Here is a 19,206-nt window from a genome sequence, read left to right on the forward strand (position 1 = left end):
GAAATTAGTAAATGAGGTATAAGACAAACCGCTCCTTTATTAAAAAATATATAAATATCAGGCAAGTATTATCCAGTAATATGGGCAAAATAAAATTGGATGATAAACATGTCATAGGTAATCTAAGAAGCTTTTCAATTTGATACTGAAGCGGCTAATTAAAAAATATTAAACCATGGAGGGGATAAAATGAGTTTTAAGATTATTGCAGACTATCATACTCATACTAATATTGCAAAGGGACATATTCCCTTGTTTAATATTATTTTTGGAGAACATGCAAAAGGAAGTATTGAATCAAATGTTAAAGCTGGAATAAAAAAAGGATTAAAAGAAATTGCCATAACAGATCATGGTTATAAACATATTACCTTCGGGATGAAACTAAATCAATACGAAAAACTACGTAAATCAATTGATGACCTTAATAAAAGTTCATTATTGAAGAAGAATGACTTTAAAATTCTTCTTGGCGTAGAATGTAATATTGTTACTAAAAAAGGTGATATAGATATTAAAGATGAAATAATTGATTACCTGGACATAATTTGTGTGGGTTATCATCCTGGAGCAGTACAAAATCCATTTTTACTTAGGAACTATACAGAAGCTGCAATTAATGCTATTAAAAAATATGATATTACAATATTAAATCATCCTTTAGAGCATGTTAATCCAGATATTATCGAAATTGGAAGGGTTGCCGCTCAAAGAAATACTGCTTTGGAAATTAACAGAAGCCATAGGAATATGGACATTGAAACAATAAAAAATTTAAAGAAGATGGGTGTTAAATTTTCATTAGGAAGTGATTCACACAAATCAGAGGATGTAGGGTATTTTGGTAAAGCCTATAATATTGCAGTTGAGGCAGGCCTTACAGATGATGATATTGTTAATGCTGATGGAAGTGCACATAGATCAATGAAATTATTAAGAGATTAAGTTCATTATAGAAAGCGTGTTCAAAGAATGTTTAATATCAATGTTTATTGCATATACTACAATTATTAAAAAAATACTAAAATATAGGAAATCAGGTGATTTAAATGATATACATATATAATTGTTATGGAGGAACCCACTCATCTATTTTAGCAATGGCTTATCACTTAAAAATGCTGGATGAAAACCACGAACCGACTAAGGATGAAATATTGAAATTACCTAACTTTAATAAGTTAGTATATGGAAATTGTGGAGAACTTTTTTATTATGGAAGTGATGAAGATGAAAATAAAGTCTATGTTGTAGGTAGGGGACGTTCAAAGGTTTTAATTCCTGGATTATATAATTTAGCTTCTATGCTTCATAAACAAAATCTATTAAACGAGAAAATTATATTTTCCAATACGTCACCAACTGTTCCGTTACCAATGACCTTTGGTGGATTCTTTTCTAGGTGGCTAAAAATTGATTTTATAGGAGTGCCGTTGCTTGTAAAGGGATCAAAACAATCATACCAGGACATTGTAAAACTAGTAAATCACACAAAGAAAGCAGCAAAGGAAGCTAAGTCAGAGGTCATTATATTAGATAATAAGGAATTTAAGAAAAAATGATTTTTAACTATTATACGGGTTACATAATTAAAACTGATGTAAAATGGTTGAGTCTTACGAAAAGAAGTTATAATAAAATAAAGCCACTAGTACTTATTTTATTATTAGTGGCTTTAAAAGCTTTAAATTTGCTTTCTATTAAATTTCTCTTTTAGATATCTTGAAATTTCAATTAAAGCCTCATCTGCTTTATTCGTAATCTTATCCATTGAAATAAAGCCATGTGTAACACCTTTATATCTGGTAGAAATCACATCCACTCCTGCTTGCTTTAATTTATTACCGTAAGCTTCACCTTCATCCCTTAATGGATCAAATTCGGCTGTGATTATGAGTGTGTCAGGTAAATCTTTAAAATTTTCAGATAATAAAGGCGAGGCATATCCACTTTTTCTTTCTTCTAAACTTGGAGTGTACAGGGATATAAATTTTTCAGAGTTTTCCCTTGTAAGATTATAATCCATACCAAAATACGACCAAGATTTAGTATTTAGTTGATAAATATTTGTAGATGGATATATTAGTACCTGAGAGATTATGTGGGGTCCACCTTTATCACGTGCCATTTGTGAAACTACAGCAGAAAGGTTAGCACCAGCACTGTCCCCTACAACACATATTCGGCTGGAGTCCCCATTAATGCTTTTAGCATATTTATAAACCCATTGGAGCACATTATATACGTCATTAAGACCAGCTGGGAATGGGTCTTCTGGCGCAAGACGATAATTTACAGATACGACTATAGCCTTTGAATTTTTTGAAAGCTTCCTGCAAACATTGTCATAGTCATCAATACTACCAGTAATCCAACTGCCGCCATGGGAATAAATTATGATAGGTAATTTATCCTCATTGACATCAGGCGTGTATACTCGCACTGGCACTTGATTTGAAGTTGTTTTTATATCCATATTTTTTATATTGGAAAAGGGTATAGGTTTAGATTTCCACATTGTTGTTGACTTATGTAATGCTACACGCATTTCATATATTGATTTTCCTTTAAGTGAAATAGGATTAAAATGTTCTTCTATTTTTGACATTACGCCAAATAATATATCAAGCTTACCATAACTTGTTGTAGCAAAATTTTTAATTAAAATAAAACTATAGATTGCAACAATCATGACAACAACAGGAAAAATCAACAATATTTTTTTCTTTTTCATTTAATACCTCCACCAGTTAACTTAAATATTTGTAAAATTCATTTTATTTATAATTCTTATGTAAAATAAAATGCTCTTGAATATTTATATGTTCACCATAAAATTAAATTTATATTATAATTTAAAAAATATTTATTTTAAATTAGCTCTTTATTGATTTATTTCCAAAACCTTCTCTTATATTTCCAATTTATAAACAGGATATTATATCTCATGTAGGGCAATTTAATAAGGATAAAAATATTAATTTATGGAGGTATATATATGAGTGTACTTGAAGGGATTTTTGAAAAACACGACGATGATATCAAAAAAGAAACTAAAGAAACTAAAGATGATGCCATAAAGCTTAGTCTACGAAAAGAAGAACTTGATATTGCCAAAAGCAGTGTGCAAAAAGGTGAAGTAGAGTTTGGTAAGGAAATTATAGAAGAGCAAAAAACAGTTGATGTTCCTGTGACACGTGAAGAAATAGTTATTGAAAGAAAGAGCTTAAACAATGAAGCAAGTGATTCACCAATCACTGATGAACAAAGTATTAAAATTCCTGTTAATGAAGAAAAAGTTCATGTAGATAAACATACAGTAGTAACAGGAGAAATTTCAGCTCACAAACATGCTATAGAAGATACTGAGCATATAGAAGAAACGCTTAAACGAGAAGAAGCACAAATAAATAAAGTTGGTAACCCTGATGTAGTTGATATCGGTAGTCATCACGAATAAATGAAGTAGAAAACACCTCCGAAGTTCATGACTCGTGAGGTGTTTTTCTTAACAAATGGAGGGAGTATGTATGGCAACGTTTCAAATAAAAAAAGAACAGCTTGATATAGCAAAAAAATGGTTACAAACAGGGGAAGTAAATATTTATAGGGAGGCTTTTACGGAGGAAAAAACATTTACGGTACCAGTTAAACGAGAAGAGCTTGTAATAAAAAAGAAAGTCCTTTCCTCAGCTGATTCAGAAATTAAAAATATGCCTACAGAAATTATCCGTATACCTCTTAGTGAAGAACATGTTGAGTTCACCAAGCACAAAGTTAATTTAGAGGAGGTATCAATTTATAAACAGCAGATACAAGATATAAAACACATTGAAGAGACATTAAAGAGGGAGGCTCTTAAAGTTAAAATCTCCGATTCCTTAAAGTTTTTAGACAATTCAAATTCAAAACACTCCTAATACTAGAGGTAATATAATCGCAAACAGCCCCTAACATTCCATTGCCTGGTATTAATAACTAATTTATAAAAATAACCTTCTAATTTAATACAATAAAAAATCACTATTTATATTGATATTATAAATAGTGATTTTTTTTATTTGCGATAACAGTATGCACTTTATCTTATTCAAAAGGACGCACCCTTAAAGGTACGCAAATAGCATCACATACATCTTTGCAAGCATCTATTTCTTCTCGTCCAATACAATCTACTACTGTCATAACTACATTCGGAACATACTCTTTGCAGCTTATCGCAAATTTCAGCATGGCGTCATAAGATTCTATACCAAATTTGCTACGAGTTAATCTTAAATATTCTTTCGCATTTGATGCATTAAGGCTTATGGATACAGTATTAATCAAGTCTTTGAAAAATGTTGCAGTTTCTTTTTTATTAACTAAATCTGCGAGTCCATTAGTGTTTATACGAATTGGATTATTGCTACTTCTATTTTTTAAGTATTTTGCCACGTCTATTAGATCATCAAGACGTGTTAAAGGTTCTCCAAATCCACAAAATATAATTTCATTGAACTGAGTTAAATCATATTTTTCAAACTCTTCTATAACCTGCTGAGCGGTAGGTTCTGTATCTAACCATAGACTATTTGATTTAGCCATTTCCTTAGTGTTTCTTAAACAAAAGGTACAAGAACAAGGGCAATTGTTAGTTAAATTAACATAAATGTTTTTGTGGCTCAATTCTTTTTTAGTAATATCAACATCTTTTAAATTGATATAAACACCATTGTTATATGTATATAAAATAACCATATTCTATCATCCTCTTTTCTTTATAATTTAAATTTTAAATTAACATTAATAAGTAAATATATATAAATTATTGCAGATCAGTCAAATATTCTTCAAAGCAAATACCATCATGTACTGGAGTACCAATTTTAGCAGTATAATCAATGGCTTTACTAATAAAATCTGTGGCCTTTTTTACCGCAGTCACGATATCTACTCCCTTTACAATATTCGCAACTACAATAGAAGAAAATACATCTCCAGTACCTGAACGATCTTCACCAATTTTTTTCACTTCTATTATAGTATATGGTTTTCCTATTTCATATATAAAGTTTCTTATATTCCCATTATGCTGCAGTCCAGTGATAACAATTTTATCTGGCCCTTTTGTGCAAAGCTCTTTTGCAATGTTTTCAAGCTGCGCAGGATTCAAAGTTTTTTCTGGATAAGGAATATCAAGAAGTCTACAGGCTTCAGTAAGATTAGGTGTCATTACATCAGCATATTTAATTAACTTCTTCATTTCATCACACATTTCCTGTGTATATGTAGAATAAAGCTTACCATAGTCACCCATCACAGGATCAACCATGACAATAGTATCTTTTGTTTTAAAATTGCAAAGAAACTCTACAACAACATCAATTTGTTCTTTTGAACCTAAAAATCCAGTACAGATTCCATCAAATTGTAAATTAAGCTCTTTCCAATTATTCATGTAATCCCTCATATGAGGAGTATAATCATCAAAAAAGAAATTTGAAAATCCCGTATGTGCAGATAATATTGCAGTAGGTAATGGACAACATTGTATCTTCATTGCTGATATAATAGGCAATGCAACCGCTATGGAACATCGTCCAAATCCAGTAAAATCATTCACAATAGCAATTTTCTTTTGTTTGTTTAAGCTCATTATCTCACCACCTTTTCTAATAACCTTCATTATAATCTAATCAAGACAAAAAATAAAGTGTACGGATACAAATTCTAAAACTTTTTATGAAACAACTGATTTAGAGAAATTAATTACATAAATAGAAATAGTTAGACTAGAAGAGTTGCTAGGCAATGGTAAAAAGATTATTTGCGGCAAACTAATATGAATCACGTCATTCGTAAAATATATTCTAATTATACAAAATGAGAAAACTGGCTCAATGAGATGTCCACTAAGGTTTTTAAGGTTCTGGTTACAGAACCTTAAAGTGATAAAAAACCTTAAACAGGAAAAATCTATAAGTGAATAATTAAATAACAAAAGAATAGAAAGTAAATGAATAAAATGTTGCATATATCGTTTCATTTCCACAACTCCATGCCAATTTTCAAATTAAAACTTTAACGTTCATCGGAAGTTTTAGTGGATAGATAAAAGTTATAGTTAGTATTTCCACTAGTAGCTATAAGTATATCTCCTGTTACAATATTAGCACCAGTTTTTAAAGTATCGTTGTTCTTATCTTTTAAAGTTATAGTATATGAACCAGCATTAGTTAATCCATCTATTAAACTTGACACAGAAGTTCCTGCTGGTATATATAGTATACGGTTTGTAACTATAGTACCAAGTGAGCTAGAAAGTCCAATTGGTTGATAGTTTAATTGTTGGTAAACAGGTAGCTGTACCCCTTTTAAATTATAAATATTATCTGGCAGTACAATCGTGCCGGTTATTTCGATATTTTTTGATATATTTAAATCTACTGGTACATTCCATTGAACCGGTAAGTTTACAACTCCATTTGTAGTATCAATTCTAATAATTGAGGGTAAGTTTAAACTACCTTCCATTCCAGTAATAGGTACTGCTATAGGTTGAGTTGGACTTATAGATACTAACGAACTTGAATTTGATGGTGTTTCAGATATTATACTAAGATGATAAGTATGCGTGTATTCTCCATCGGTAATTTCTAATAAATCTCCATCTTCTACGATACTGTTGTCTAGTGTATTATAACGGTGGTCTACAACTATTGGAGACATTTCGCTTGTGAGGGGGTTACCATTATAACTTAAGTTACTTATAAGTTCTCTTTTGGTAGTAGCCGGAGGTATGTCAGTTATGTTGTTATAACTGACTTTACCTAGATTGCTACAAAGTCCATCACCTTTATAGTCTACTGTCTGAATTACATCTAGCTGTATATTAGTAGGATTTAAAATACTTGGAGGTAATACAACTTTACCACTTAGTTTAGTAGTTGTATTTATACTTCCGCCAGAATAACTAGTCCATTGTATTGGTACTAACATAGGTCCTTCTGTAGTTGTAACTGAAATAGTTGACGATAAGTTTAAATTATTTACCGTAGTAGGTTCATGTATTGTTATGTCATGAAGTGATCCTATCGATACTAAGTATGAGATTGTATTATATGCTTTTTTAGAATAAAGCTGATTATCTATTAATCTATTACTAGCATGATATGAATAAATATTTTTTGTATTTGTAATGCCTGGTAACGAATCTGCAAAAACTGTTGAACCAAAAGTTAAAGATAATGTAAGTGCAAATGTTGTCATCATATAAAATTTCTTTTTTGTCATTTAAAATACTCCCCTTTGTAAAAAGATTGAAAAATAACTCTATTAGATAAAGTTTTTAATTAATTGATTTAATTTTAAGTTCTAGTAAAACTAATGCATAAATAATCTTTTCTAAAATTTGCATTTCTAATTTACTTAATTATACTATATATAACATATATTTCAAATTAAATTTCTACTAATATTTATATTCTTCATTTTCTACTTTAGCTAAGCCATTTTCACCCTCCCATTTATACCGTGTTTTCTTGACAAATATTCCTTATAAAGTTAGCATATATAATAGTTAGTTAAATTAACTATTATATATGCTAACTTTTTTCATTTTTATTAATCATATTAATGAAATATTTATTAACCTATAATGTTATTTAAATTTGAATTTTAGATTAACTATAAATGTAATAAATAAAGGAGAATAAGTATGAAAGATAAAGATATTGATGAGGTATTTAATGGATTATTATTAAAATTTCCCATATTAACAAAAAAGCTCTTAAACATAAGTTCTGTTGTAACTAGTAATAAAGAAATAACAAGAGCACATGTATCTTTAATGCGTTTCTTGAAAATTGAAGAGTTATGCAAAATGTCAGACTTAGCTAAAATCCTATATGTATCAAAGCCAACTGTAACTATATTAGTCGAAAAACTTGTGGAATTTAATATGGTTAAAAGAAAATTAGATGAAAAAGACAGACGTGTGATATATATAGAACTAACGGATACTGGATGCAATTTTTTACAAGAGCGTACAGAAGCTATGAAGGTTGCCTTTTGTAAGAGCACACAAAAATTTAATACAAATGATCTCATACTGTTAAAAGAAACTCTAAATAATATGGAAATGCTTGTAGGTAAAATGGATGAATAATATCTATTTAGTGCAAGTGGTCTTTACTCTTTATTTATTTTAGATCAATATCTTAGGAGGTAATATTTTGAATATCAATGTTATGAATCAAGTAATTATATTAGCACTTATGATGATGGTAGGAGTTGTCTTAAGAAAAACAAAAACAATTACAGATGAAGTAAATAAAGGTTTTTCAAACATTTTAATTAATTTGACAATGCCTTGTATGATTATATATTCTTTTAATTTCAAATTTTCAATGGATATGCTAAAAGGTGCTAGCATGATACTTTTCTATTCTATTGTGATACACATTATCTTAATAATTTTAAGTAAATTGTTATATTCTAAATTTGAAGGCTCTAAGAAGAATGTATTTATATTTGCAACCGTATTTTCTAATTGTGGGTTTGTAGGATATCCTGTAATTCAAGGTATCTTTGGGAATATAGGAGTATTTTATACATCTATTTATACAATTCCTTTTAATATTTTTATGTGGTCTTATGGTGTTATGCTTTTTACGGGCAAAAGTGACTTAAAGAGTATAAAAAAGAATCTTATAAATATACCTCTTATATGTACTCTTTTAGGAATTATAATATTTCTTTTTTCTATAAAACTCCCCTCACCATTACTTAAGACTTTAGGTAGCATAGGAAATATGACGACTCCCCTTTCAATGTTTATAGTAGGAAGTATGCTTGCAGATGTTAAATTAAAAGATGTGTTTAAGGGCCTAGATATCTATTATGTAAATTTTATTAAACTTATAGTTGCTCCACTCTTAACTTATTTTGTACTTACCCTTTTGGGCGCTAGTAAAACGCTTCTTTATATATGTGTAATTTTAGTAGCAATGCCTACTGCAAGTTTAATAGCAGTTTTGGCAGAGAAATATAATGGAGACAAAGTAACTGCTTCAAAATGTGCTTTTTTAACTACAATCTTATCTATAATCACGATACCTGCTATTATGTCAATAATAGACTTACTTATAAAATAGGTCTTTATGATATGTGATAACAAAAAAATTTTAATTAAAATAAATTACTATACTCTACTTAATTAAAAATTGAATATATTGAGAGGAAGTTCATTAGTGAACTTCCTTTTATCAGCTAGTTTAACAACACACCCTTCTGATTATTCTTATTTTATTCTATACTTTAAATCCAGTTTTATCTTCTTTTGTAATTTTTCGAATTACTTTACAAGGTATACCAGCTGCAACAACATTCGCTGGAATATTTTTTGTAATAACGCTGCCTGACCCTATGACTGTATTATCTCCAATAGTAACACCTTGATTTATACTAACTCCTGCTCCAATCCATACGTTATTGCCTATCTTTACAGGTTTTGCATAACATCCTCCCGCTACTCGCTCTAATGCATCTATTGCATGATTAGATGTATAGATTCCAACTCGTGGTCCAAATAAAACATTATTACCTATGTCTATCTTTCCACCATCTAGCATTATGCAATCGAAATTGGCATAAAAATTATCGCCTATTGTAATATTAAAACCAAATTCACATCGAAGAGTTGGTTCAAAATGAACTCCTTTTCCGATCTTTTTCAGTAGCTTTTTTAATATTTCCTCTCTTTTATGCTGCTGGCTACCAAAACTATTATTATATTCATTTGTAAGAAATATAGTATTTTCTCTTGCCTTAATTAGTTCTTGTGATAAATCATTATACATTTTACCTGATAATATAAATTTTTTCTGTTCTTCTAAATCCATAAAATAACCTCCAAACCTATGAGGCCACTGAAAAACTATATGAAAAATCGTCATCGAATTAAAGATGGCGATTTTTTTATGTAAAAGACTAAAAACAAAAAGGAATTTTAAAAGATATGTCGAATTAGTATAGTAGAATAAAATAAAAGGGGCTAAACTATTATGCTAAAAGGACAATTGGAAATAAAAATAAATACATACCATAGCTTATATTCGTTAATTATTCCGAAAGATAACATTTTAAAGCAAATTAATGACCTTGTTGACTTTTCATTTGTTTATGACGAATTGATTATTAACTATAGTTCATCTATGGGTAGAGGTGCTATTAACCCTATAATGCTATTTAAATATTTGCTTTTGAAAGTAATATATGAATTGTCTGATGAAGATGTTGTTGAAAGAACTCTTTATGATATGTCATTTAAATATTTTCTGAATTTAGCCCCAGAAGAAACAAATTTAATAAACTCAAGTACATTAACTAAATTTAGAAAGCTTCGCCTTAAAGACATGAATTTATTAGATTTATTAATAAACAAGACTGTAGAACTTGCTATAAAAGAGGGAGTTTTAAAAAGCAAAGCAATAATAGTTGATGCTACGCATACCAAGTCACGTTATAACCAAAAATCAGCAGGAGAAGAATTATTGAAACGTGCAAAAAATTTAAGAAAAACATTGTACGGAGTACATCCTGAGATAAAAGAAGATTTGCCGAATAAAGTTACAAATGGAGTACTTGAAGATATTCTTGAGTACTGCAAATTATTAATTGATAGCATAAACAAGAATCCAGAAATTGTAGCAAATCCAACTGTGAAAACTAAATTAAACTACTTAACCGAAGCTTTTAATGATGACATAGAAAACCTAAAACTATCAAAAGATGAGGATGCAAAAGTGGGGCATAAGACTGAGGATAGTTCTTTTTTTGGATATAAATCACACCTTGCTATGAGTGAAGAACGTTTAATTACAGCAGCTGTTATTACAACTGGCGAAAAAAGTGATGGAAAGGAGCTCATAGCCTTAATAGAAAAAAGCCGTGAGGCTGGTATAGATGTTAATGAAGTAATTGGAGATACAGCTTATTCTGAAAAGAAAAATCTAGAATATGCAAAAGAAAATAAAATTGCATTAATTTCAAAACTAAATCCTGTAATTTCACAAGGAATGCGAAAAAAAGAAGATGAATTTGAGTTTAATAAAGATGCTGGTTTATTTGTATGTCCGGCAGGTCATATGGCTATTAAAAAAGCAAAACAGGGAAAGAAGAATGTTGGTAAAAATCAAGTGTTAACTTACTATTTTAATGTAGAAAAGTGTAAAAATTGTGTTCATAAAGATGGGTGTTATAAAGAAGGCGCTAAATCTAAAACTTATTCAGTTTCAATAAAGTCAAATACCCACAAAGATCAAATAGAGTTCGAAAAAAGTGAATATTTTAAAAAACGTGCTAGGGAGCGTTATATGATAGAGGCTAAAAATAGTGAACTTAAGCACCAACATGGCTATGATGTAGCAATATCGTCAGGCTTAATTAGCATGCAAATGCAAGGTGCATTATCAATCTTCACTGTGAATCTAAAGAGAATAATTAAGTTGAAAAGCATGAAATAGGGCTTTTAAAACTTAATTATAAAAGAAAAAGCATGAGATATCCAAAAATATGGATTCCTCATGCTTTTTCTATTCAAATTTGAAAACTCTACTGAAAAAAGAGTGCTTTTTTCAGTGGCCTCAAACCTATTGTGGTATTTTTTAATCGTAAATTATATTTATTATACAATAAATACAAATATTAAAAAAGCAATCGCCTTACCTCAACTAACTTTAAGGTATAGAGATTGCTTTTTATATATTTTATAGTTCTTTGTCATATTTCTTTAGCAATTTTTTTAAGTTTACTGACCTGTTCTTCTGTTCCTAGAACCACCATGGTATCACCCATTTTTAGTACCTGGTTAGAACTTGGGTTAAAAACTAATTTTTTATTGCTATCCTTATTAATGGCTAAAACTATTAGTCCTGTTTTTTCAGGAATTCTAGCTTCCATAAGACTCATATTTATTATAATTGAACCTTCACAAATAGTTACATCCTCTAAGTCTAAAATTAAATCTCCATCATGAGTTACTATATCCAAAAAAGCAATAACGGTAGGTCTAAGCATTAGAGCTGCCATTCTACTTCCGCCTATTTCATTTGGAGAAATTGTATTATTTGCACCTGCTTTTTTTAGCTTTTCATTTGCATTTTTATTTATAGCTCTAGATACAATATATAAATTGCTATTCATTTCTCTTGCGGTTAGGACAGTATAAACATTATCCGCGTCTGTAGACAATGAAGAAATAAGACCCTTAGCAAACTTTATTCCTACCTTATCTAATACCTCTTCCTCCGTGGCATCTCCTTGAATAGCATATATTTTATTTTCTATTAGCCCCTTTATTATTTCTTCATCTTTATCTATCACAACAAATGGAACATTGCTTTTTTGAAATTGTTTTATAGCATTTCCCCCTGTTTCACCACCTCCACATATTATATAGTGGTCTTTTAGCTTGGTTATCCCAACTTCCATACGTCTTCTCCTCCATGCATCTTTTAAATCTCCTTCTAAAAAATAAGATACTATGCTGCTAAATATATACCCAACAGTACCTAAACTTAAAAAAATAAGAAATATAGTAAAAAGCTTAGCATTTGCATCCATAATAGCCACTTCCGCATATCCTACTGTTGATATAGTTATAACAGTCATATATAATGCATCTACAATACTAACATCTAATAAAAGTTTATATCCTAATGTTCCTATAAGGAGCAACGCTATTAGTATTGTGATAACCAAGTTAAATTTACGGTAACCTTCCATCAACTCCGCCCCCTGATTCATTAAAAAATTATACCATAAAAAGTGTCATAACTATGCAAAAAAAGTGCTGCTAAGGAGCTTAGCAAAAATAAATTTTTATGTTCTACTAATTTAGGATTATCATGGACTATTCATAATTTTTCCTTTCTTTATAAAGTACATCGATGTCTAGAAACATCATATAATGCTTTAAAATAGAAAACAAGACATTTTTTAAAATCTATTATCTTATCTTTATTGATACATTTCTCATTGGGCTAAGTAGTAAATTTATACTTTTATAATATCACTGTAAATTTTCTCAATAGGATGTTCCATGAAATGTTAAATTATTGAAATGAGGGTTTAAGAAGTAATGAGCCATTGCGAAGTTGTAGCTGGATCGATTTCAGATGTTAAGTATCTCCCAGCACTTCAAAATACTATTGAAAATTGAATATGAATTTAAATAAGAAGAAACAGTAAGAGAAAGGATCTCCTATGTTAATATTAAATCACTCGTGGAATTTTTGAAATAAATTTACAAATAAATATCCGAAAGCTCAACTCGTATGCTTTGATTTTTGCTTCTCATTTCGTTACTATATATCTTATTTTCCTGAAGTACCTTTTCTGAAGGAAGCTTAACTGTAAACTTACTTCCTTTTCCATATTCACTTTCAACATATATGTTACCGCCAAGTAATTCTACAATGGACTTAACTAAACTTAAGCCAACACCTGTACCTTCTGTATTCCTTGATAATGATTTGTCTACCTGCTTAAATCTATCAAATATCATATTTAAGTGCCCTTCTTCAATTCCTATGCCATTATCTTTAACTGATATTTCAACAAATTCATTCTTATCCTTAATGTCTACAACTATTTGATCACCTTCATCTGAAAATTTTATCGCATTTGATATAAGATTTAATACTATTCTCTCTATCTTTTCTGTATCGCAAGCAATAATTTTTTCTTCTACATCCGTATCAAAAATAATATTTAGACCTTTACACTCAACCAAACTAGTTACAGACATAACTATTTCCTCTACAACTGTGATTATATTGTTATTTGATAAGTTCAATTTAAAGAAACCTGCCTCAATCTTTGATAGATCAACTATATTATTGATAAGCTTAGATAATCTATAAGAATTTTGCTTGATTGATTCTATATATTTAACAATTGAATTCTTCTTATTATCTAATGAACCACTCTTACAATACATATCAAATAACTGAGCTGTTGAAAAAATAACATTTAATGGCGTTTTAAGTTCATGAGATATGTTAACGAGGAATTCTCCCTGAGTCTTATTCGCAATGATTAACTCTTTATTAGCGACAATTAACTCTGCTTCCCGGTCTTCTTTCTCGCCACTTTGAAATGCAAGCTCCTTATTAACAATAATTAACTCTGCCGCCCTATCCGCCTTCTCTCCAATTTGAAAGGCAAGCTCTCTATTAACTATAATTAATTCTGCTGCCCTATCTGCTTTTTCTCCAATTTGAAAAGCAAGTTCCTTATTAGCAACAACTAACTCTGCCGCCCTTTCTGCTTTCTCTCCTCTTAGAAAAGCAAGCTCATTATTAGCGTTAATTAATTCTGCTGCCCTTTCTGCTTTTTCTCCAATTAGAAAGGCAAGCTCATTATTAGCGTTAATTAACTCTGCTGTCCTATCTGCTTTCTCTCCAATTTGAAAGGCAAGCTCCTTATTAGTGTTAATTAACTCGGCTGCCCTTTCTGCTATCTCCTCTTCTTCTTTAAGTCTTACCACCATTTGCTTTGTTACCTGTCTGTAAAAAGAATCATTCATATTCTATCATCATCCTTCAGTTTATTTTTCCGTACATTAATAACCTCCTCAATTAGTGATGTTAAAATATCTATTTTCATTTAACATTTTACCACATATATGTTACATTCTACATATCTTTATTTTTCATAACCTTAAATTCTGTAACTGTTCCTACTATCTTTTCACTGTATTCGTCAACTAAACACTGTATTTTATCAAGTGTATCTTTATCAATTACGTGATAATTGCAAGTATATGGGATATCTACAAACCCTATTACTTTATTATCTCGCACCACAGGAAATAAGTATATGCTATATATGTTTAATACTTGAAATTCCTTTTGATGTGGTACAAGTTTGTGAGTATTCTCCACAGCAACGTATTTCTTAGTTGTTACTAATTCAGTAAGTACTGGTATATGTTTTATTATCGTAGGATACTCTTCTTTATGAAATTTTTTCCACGTTTTTATATCACACATTTGAGTATCATTCTTATAAAATGCAAAAGCTTCTTCATCATCTTTTACAGTTAGATAGGCAAGGTCATCTACAGGAATTATTTCTTTTAGTTTCTCCATTAATTCATTAAATACTTTATACATTTTCAATCTCCCTTATATTGCTTTTTTTATTCTATCTGTGTCAATGAATACTTCTGTTCCGTTAGTAATTACCTCTATAACAAGAGGAGCAGTTCTATTATTCATAAGTTCTTTAAGGCTATCCGCTTGACATAAATCAGTTATTTGTACTGCCTCTACACCCATTGCCTCTGCAATTGAAGCTATACTGTTTTTTTCAAACACGATCTTACCTTTAAAATCTCTTCCAAATAGAGCCTTCATTCCATTTTTAATGAGTCCAAACATAGAATTGTTTATTATAAAGTATATGATAGGCATATTGTATTCTTTAGCAGTTAGTATCTCCGTGCCGTTCATGTAAAATGCTCCGTCACCTGCAATTACAGCGTAAGGTATGTTTTTATTGTACATATATGACCCCATAACCCCTGCTAATGCTGTACCTATACAACCATAATTTAGACTTGTGTGAAGATACATGTCCTCCCTTATTGGCAAATATTTATATACATAATTAAAATAGTCACCCGTATCTACATGTAAACATGTATCTTTGGGCAGTATTTCAGGAAATTTTTCAAATAACAACCTTAAAGATATACCTGTATGATCTTTAACATAAGGCTTATTCATTTCAGGCTTAATGAAAGAACTCTTTTGTTTTTGGTCTACTCTATTAATAAGTACGTCCATTGCTTCCTTTAACTCGTAGCAAACAGAAATATCCTCTTTAAATATTTTATTAAATTCTTTTTTATCCCAATCTATTCTTATAACCTTTCTTCCATTAACAAGGACATCGTTGTAATCCCTTGTTGCACATTGTCCTAAAGACGTACCGAGGAAAAGAATACAATCTATCTGCTCCTTTTCAATATACTCAATAGCACTGTCGGTACTACAGAAACCGTAGTTTCCTATGTAATATGGAAAATCAGTATTTATAATTCCTTTTGCATTCGAAGTTGATATTATGGGCCATGAAACATTTCGACTTAGTTTTTTTATTTCGTTAGAAAGACCCCTTGTACCTCTTCCAATGAAAATTAGCCCCTTCTCAGTTTTGTTTATTTCTTTAATGCATTCTTCTAAAGACTTTACATCGTTAACGGGTTTATTGATTATCCTATTTAAATTAATATCTCCTTCAAAAGTTGCGGTCTGTACATCATAAGGAATTGATATGTGCACAGGTCCACATGGAGGTGTAAGCGCAATATTCATAGCCTTTTGAAGTTCAACAATAACCACCTCTTCTTTTGTCACCTCTATAGAGTGTTTTGTTATACTTTTTACCATTGAAGCGTTGTCGAACTCTTGAAAAGCACCCTTACCCATATACTCCCTTCTTACATTTCCAGTAATAATAAGCATAGGAGTTTTATTTCTTTTTGCGTTTGCAATACCATTAATTGCATTATTAAGCCCTACTCCTCCTGCCAACATGCACACACCTAATTCATTGGAAAGCTCTGCATAGCTTGAAGCTGAGTATGAACAACCCGCTTCATTTTTCGTCACTATAAACTCTATATTATTATCATTCATTGCATCAAGGATACCTGCAAATGTACTAGCCGGTATTCCAAATACACATTTTACACCATTATTTTCTAAAACCTTTATTATTGCGTCAGCTATTCTCATTTATGTTTTTCCTCCATTATGTTTTCGCAGTTCTCTATATAAAATAATACTAATTATAAAACCTAGTTGTTTTAAGCAATAAAAAATGAACACCTTTTAAGATGTTCCCTTCTTACTAATATTCACTTGGCTTATTAATATCCAGCTGTCTTTAAGTAATCCTCTGCTTCCTTTTCATCAGTAAATGCAACTGGAGTAACTCCTACATTTTTGCCTACCCTATTCATTTGCATTTTTACTATTGCACTTGAAACGATAAGGGCCGCATGAGCCATTCCATTATCTGTACAATACTGAACAAATTCTCCTAATTCATTTTGGCTATCTGTTAATTTGTAGATTCTCATATCGCAATATTTAGCCCATTTACTGCCCTTAAATAAAGGAAGTATTTTTGTTTTATAATCATTCTTCATATTTGCTACAGCTTCTTTTGTAAACATTCCTTCGAATTTTTCATATACTATCTTTCTTTCAACATCAACCTTTAATTCATATTCGTTTTGTGTACTTATAGTTTTTATCATTTGTACCAACCACCCTTTGATTTATTTTATTGACCCCGCTTAATTATACACAAAAAACAAACTATTACAATTTTTATTTAATAATTATTAAATTAGTCATTGAATGAAATTATTACTAATAATACATCTATAAACTTACATTGTAAAATTATTTAATTGTTGAGTTATTAGCCATGAAAGTTTTTATCTTTTAATATATCAAATTGTCATGTATTGCAAAATAAGTATGGATTTATCCTTTCTTTTACTGTATTATGTTATATATAAATGTTTTTATTTAGAATAAATGGAAATAAAATGTTTAATCTAGATCTTAAATCTGATGGTAATATAACTGGAGTACCAAAAACGTAATAGAAGATATAAAAAATATAATTATCTGTAGCAAAACCAGTTAGGTTATCTATAGGTAAATAGAAGGTGAAAAATGAATAACACTGATAAATATAATAACATTTTAGCAATAATTACATTTACTAAGTTCGCTATTTTACTATTTATATTAATACTTATTTTCAATATTCCATATAATAAAACAAACTCCACAACTCGTGTCCAATTAAATTTGGCAATATTTCTTATCTTTTTATCATTATTTTATTTATTATGGTGGATTATTTATTTTAAAAATAACTTTAAAAAATCAAAGAATCTTTTAGTTGCAGAAGATATCTTATTTATTTTTATTCTATCTTTATTTGTTTTATTATCTGGCACTTATAGGAGCCAATATAAATATCTGTTTTTCTTTAGCATTATTACAACAACCATATCTCAAGGTAAGAGGCGTGGTTTAATACTTTCTTATATATCGTCAGCTATTATATTATCTATAGATTTGACTTTTGTTTCTAATTTAGTAGTAAACACCTATTTCGAAAATGACTTGGTGTTATCGGTAGGATTTATCATTATCGCATGGATATTGGGTGAACACGTAACTTTTGAAAGCAATCAAGTAAAACTATTAGAAATGGAATTACAAATGCTAAAGTTAAAAGAAGATGCAAAAACAACTATTGAACTGTTAAACGAAACAAAAGAACATAATAAATTTATAACAGAGTTCTTTTGTAACATATCGCATGAATTGAAAACTCCATTAAATGTAGTTTTTGCTTCTCTGCAGATGATGAATATGTACAATGAAAGCAATGAAGAAAAAATTATTGAGAAGAGAAGAAAGTATTTACAAATAATGAAGAAAAATTCTAATAGACTTATTAGATTAATTAACAATTTATTAGACATGACAAAACTAGATTCGGGATTTATTACTCTACATATGGAGAATGGAAACATTGTTTATTTGATTGAAGATATTACCATGTCTATAATTTCTATCGCTGAAAATAAAGGTATAGACATAATATTTGACACTAATGTTGAAGAAAAGTTAATGGCGTTTGATGGCGATAAAATAGAGAGAATTATACTTAACTTACTTTCAAACGCTTTAAAATTTACAGACAAAGGCGGAAAAATATATGTAACAGTATTGGATAAAGTGGATAATGTTGAGATATCAGTTAGAGATACTGGAGTAGGAATCCCCGATGATAAAAAAGAAATAATTTTCGGTAGATTTATGCAGGTGGATAAGACCTTAAAAAGAAATAATGAAGGTACTGGTATAGGCCTTTCTCTAGTTAAATCTTTTGTGAAACTACATGAAGGCAAGATAATCCTTAAAAGTGAACAGAATATTGGAAGTGAATTTATTATCATTCTTCCAGTAAAACAAGTTGATAATTCTTTAGGTGTAAACGAAATAAAAAAAGACATAACTGACCGAATCAATATTGAGCTGTCTGATATATATACAGAATAATTCAAACCGTTAAGTAGAAAAAATATGATTAAATTATCAATGGCTAAATCTAAATTTA

18 protein-coding genes are annotated in these 19,206 nt (G+C 29.6%); 8 read left to right on the top strand and 10 right to left on the bottom strand.

What is annotated here, in order from left to right:
• Nucleotides 1-189 precede the first annotated feature (189 nt).
• On the top strand, nt 190-945 hold the full coding sequence (locus LL038_RS15075) for a PHP domain-containing protein (protein WP_216124869.1): 756 nt from the start codon (nt 190-192) through the stop codon (nt 943-945).
• Between the two features lie 104 nt (nt 946-1,049).
• Nucleotides 1,050-1,562 (top strand): DUF3189 family protein, encoded by a 513-nt coding sequence (locus tag LL038_RS15080; protein WP_216124871.1) that lies wholly within the window; start codon nt 1,050-1,052, stop codon nt 1,560-1,562.
• 122 nt (nt 1,563-1,684) lie between these two features.
• Here the strand turns inward: LL038_RS15080 and LL038_RS15085 are convergent, their stop codons facing one another.
• Nucleotides 1,685-2,734, bottom strand: a complete 1,050-nt coding sequence (locus LL038_RS15085) for an alpha/beta hydrolase (RefSeq protein WP_216124873.1) — start codon at nt 2,732-2,734, stop codon at nt 1,685-1,687.
• Nucleotides 2,735-2,998: 264 nt separating this feature from the next.
• Between LL038_RS15085 and LL038_RS15090 the strand changes: the two genes are divergently transcribed.
• Together LL038_RS15090 and LL038_RS15095 are read left to right on the top strand one after the other, a co-directional pair.
• Nucleotides 2,999-3,460, top strand: coding sequence for a YsnF/AvaK domain-containing protein (locus LL038_RS15090; RefSeq protein WP_216124875.1), 462 nt, complete (start codon nt 2,999-3,001; stop codon nt 3,458-3,460).
• A 70-nt stretch (nt 3,461-3,530) separates the two neighbouring features.
• On the top strand, nt 3,531-3,920 hold the full coding sequence (locus LL038_RS15095) for a YsnF/AvaK domain-containing protein (protein WP_253200291.1): 390 nt from the start codon (nt 3,531-3,533) through the stop codon (nt 3,918-3,920).
• A 166-nt stretch (nt 3,921-4,086) separates the two neighbouring features.
• On the opposite strand, the gene LL038_RS15100 is transcribed toward LL038_RS15095, so the two are convergent.
• From LL038_RS15100 to LL038_RS15110, 3 genes are all read right to left on the bottom strand, one after another.
• A complete protein-coding gene (locus LL038_RS15100) occupies nt 4,087-4,740 on the bottom strand; it encodes a TatD family nuclease-associated radical SAM protein (RefSeq protein ID WP_216124883.1) in 654 nt (217 codons plus the stop codon).
• 67 nt (nt 4,741-4,807) lie between these two features.
• Nucleotides 4,808-5,638, bottom strand: coding sequence for a pyridoxamine kinase (locus LL038_RS15105; RefSeq protein ID WP_216124884.1), 831 nt, complete (start codon nt 5,636-5,638; stop codon nt 4,808-4,810).
• Nucleotides 5,639-6,063: 425 nt separating this feature from the next.
• The gene (locus LL038_RS15110) at nt 6,064-7,275 is read right to left on the bottom strand and encodes a hypothetical protein (RefSeq protein ID WP_216124886.1); all 1,212 of its coding nucleotides are present in this window, start codon (nt 7,273-7,275) and stop codon (nt 6,064-6,066) included.
• Between the two features lie 424 nt (nt 7,276-7,699).
• On the opposite strand from LL038_RS15110, the gene LL038_RS15115 reads away from it, so the two are divergent.
• Both LL038_RS15115 and LL038_RS15120 read left to right on the top strand, forming a co-directional pair.
• Nucleotides 7,700-8,149 (top strand): MarR family winged helix-turn-helix transcriptional regulator, encoded by a 450-nt coding sequence (locus tag LL038_RS15115; RefSeq protein ID WP_216124889.1) that lies wholly within the window; start codon nt 7,700-7,702, stop codon nt 8,147-8,149.
• 67 nt (nt 8,150-8,216) lie between these two features.
• The gene (locus tag LL038_RS15120; RefSeq protein WP_216124891.1) at nt 8,217-9,137 is read left to right on the top strand and encodes an AEC family transporter; all 921 of its coding nucleotides are present in this window, start codon (nt 8,217-8,219) and stop codon (nt 9,135-9,137) included.
• A 156-nt stretch (nt 9,138-9,293) separates the two neighbouring features.
• On the opposite strand, the gene LL038_RS15125 is transcribed toward LL038_RS15120, so the two are convergent.
• Nucleotides 9,294-9,884 carry a sugar O-acetyltransferase gene (locus tag LL038_RS15125; RefSeq protein WP_216124893.1) on the bottom strand — a complete coding sequence of 197 codons (591 nt, stop codon included), beginning with the start codon at nt 9,882-9,884 and terminating at the stop codon, nt 9,294-9,296.
• A gap of 162 nt (nt 9,885-10,046) precedes the next feature.
• Between LL038_RS15125 and LL038_RS15130 the strand changes: the two genes are divergently transcribed.
• Nucleotides 10,047-11,507 (top strand): IS1182 family transposase, encoded by a 1,461-nt coding sequence (locus LL038_RS15130; protein WP_216128210.1) that lies wholly within the window; start codon nt 10,047-10,049, stop codon nt 11,505-11,507.
• 256 nt (nt 11,508-11,763) lie between these two features.
• Here the strand turns inward: LL038_RS15130 and LL038_RS15135 are convergent, their stop codons facing one another.
• From LL038_RS15135 to LL038_RS15155, 5 genes are all read right to left on the bottom strand, one after another.
• Nucleotides 11,764-12,768, bottom strand: coding sequence for a potassium channel family protein (locus LL038_RS15135; protein WP_216127951.1), 1,005 nt, complete (start codon nt 12,766-12,768; stop codon nt 11,764-11,766).
• A gap of 520 nt (nt 12,769-13,288) precedes the next feature.
• Nucleotides 13,289-14,572 (bottom strand): sensor histidine kinase, encoded by a 1,284-nt coding sequence (locus LL038_RS15140; RefSeq protein WP_216127949.1) that lies wholly within the window; start codon nt 14,570-14,572, stop codon nt 13,289-13,291.
• A 109-nt stretch (nt 14,573-14,681) separates the two neighbouring features.
• Nucleotides 14,682-15,161 carry a hypothetical protein gene (locus LL038_RS15145; protein ID WP_216127940.1) on the bottom strand — a complete coding sequence of 160 codons (480 nt, stop codon included), beginning with the start codon at nt 15,159-15,161 and terminating at the stop codon, nt 14,682-14,684.
• A 12-nt stretch (nt 15,162-15,173) separates the two neighbouring features.
• On the bottom strand, nt 15,174-16,790 hold the full coding sequence (locus tag LL038_RS15150; protein WP_216127938.1) for a thiamine pyrophosphate-binding protein: 1,617 nt from the start codon (nt 16,788-16,790) through the stop codon (nt 15,174-15,176).
• 134 nt (nt 16,791-16,924) lie between these two features.
• Nucleotides 16,925-17,317, bottom strand: coding sequence for a hypothetical protein (locus LL038_RS15155; RefSeq protein WP_216127936.1), 393 nt, complete (start codon nt 17,315-17,317; stop codon nt 16,925-16,927).
• Between the two features lie 427 nt (nt 17,318-17,744).
• On the opposite strand from LL038_RS15155, the gene LL038_RS15160 reads away from it, so the two are divergent.
• Nucleotides 17,745-19,148: a sensor histidine kinase gene (locus LL038_RS15160; RefSeq protein ID WP_216127934.1), complete on the top strand. Its 1,404-nt coding sequence runs from the start codon at nt 17,745-17,747 to the stop codon at nt 19,146-19,148.
• Nucleotides 19,149-19,206 lie beyond the last annotated feature (58 nt).

The sequence above is a fragment of the Clostridium estertheticum genome (assembly GCF_026650985.1).
In the GTDB taxonomy this organism is placed as follows: Bacteria; Bacillota; Clostridia; order Clostridiales; family Clostridiaceae; genus Clostridium_AD; species Clostridium_AD estertheticum_C.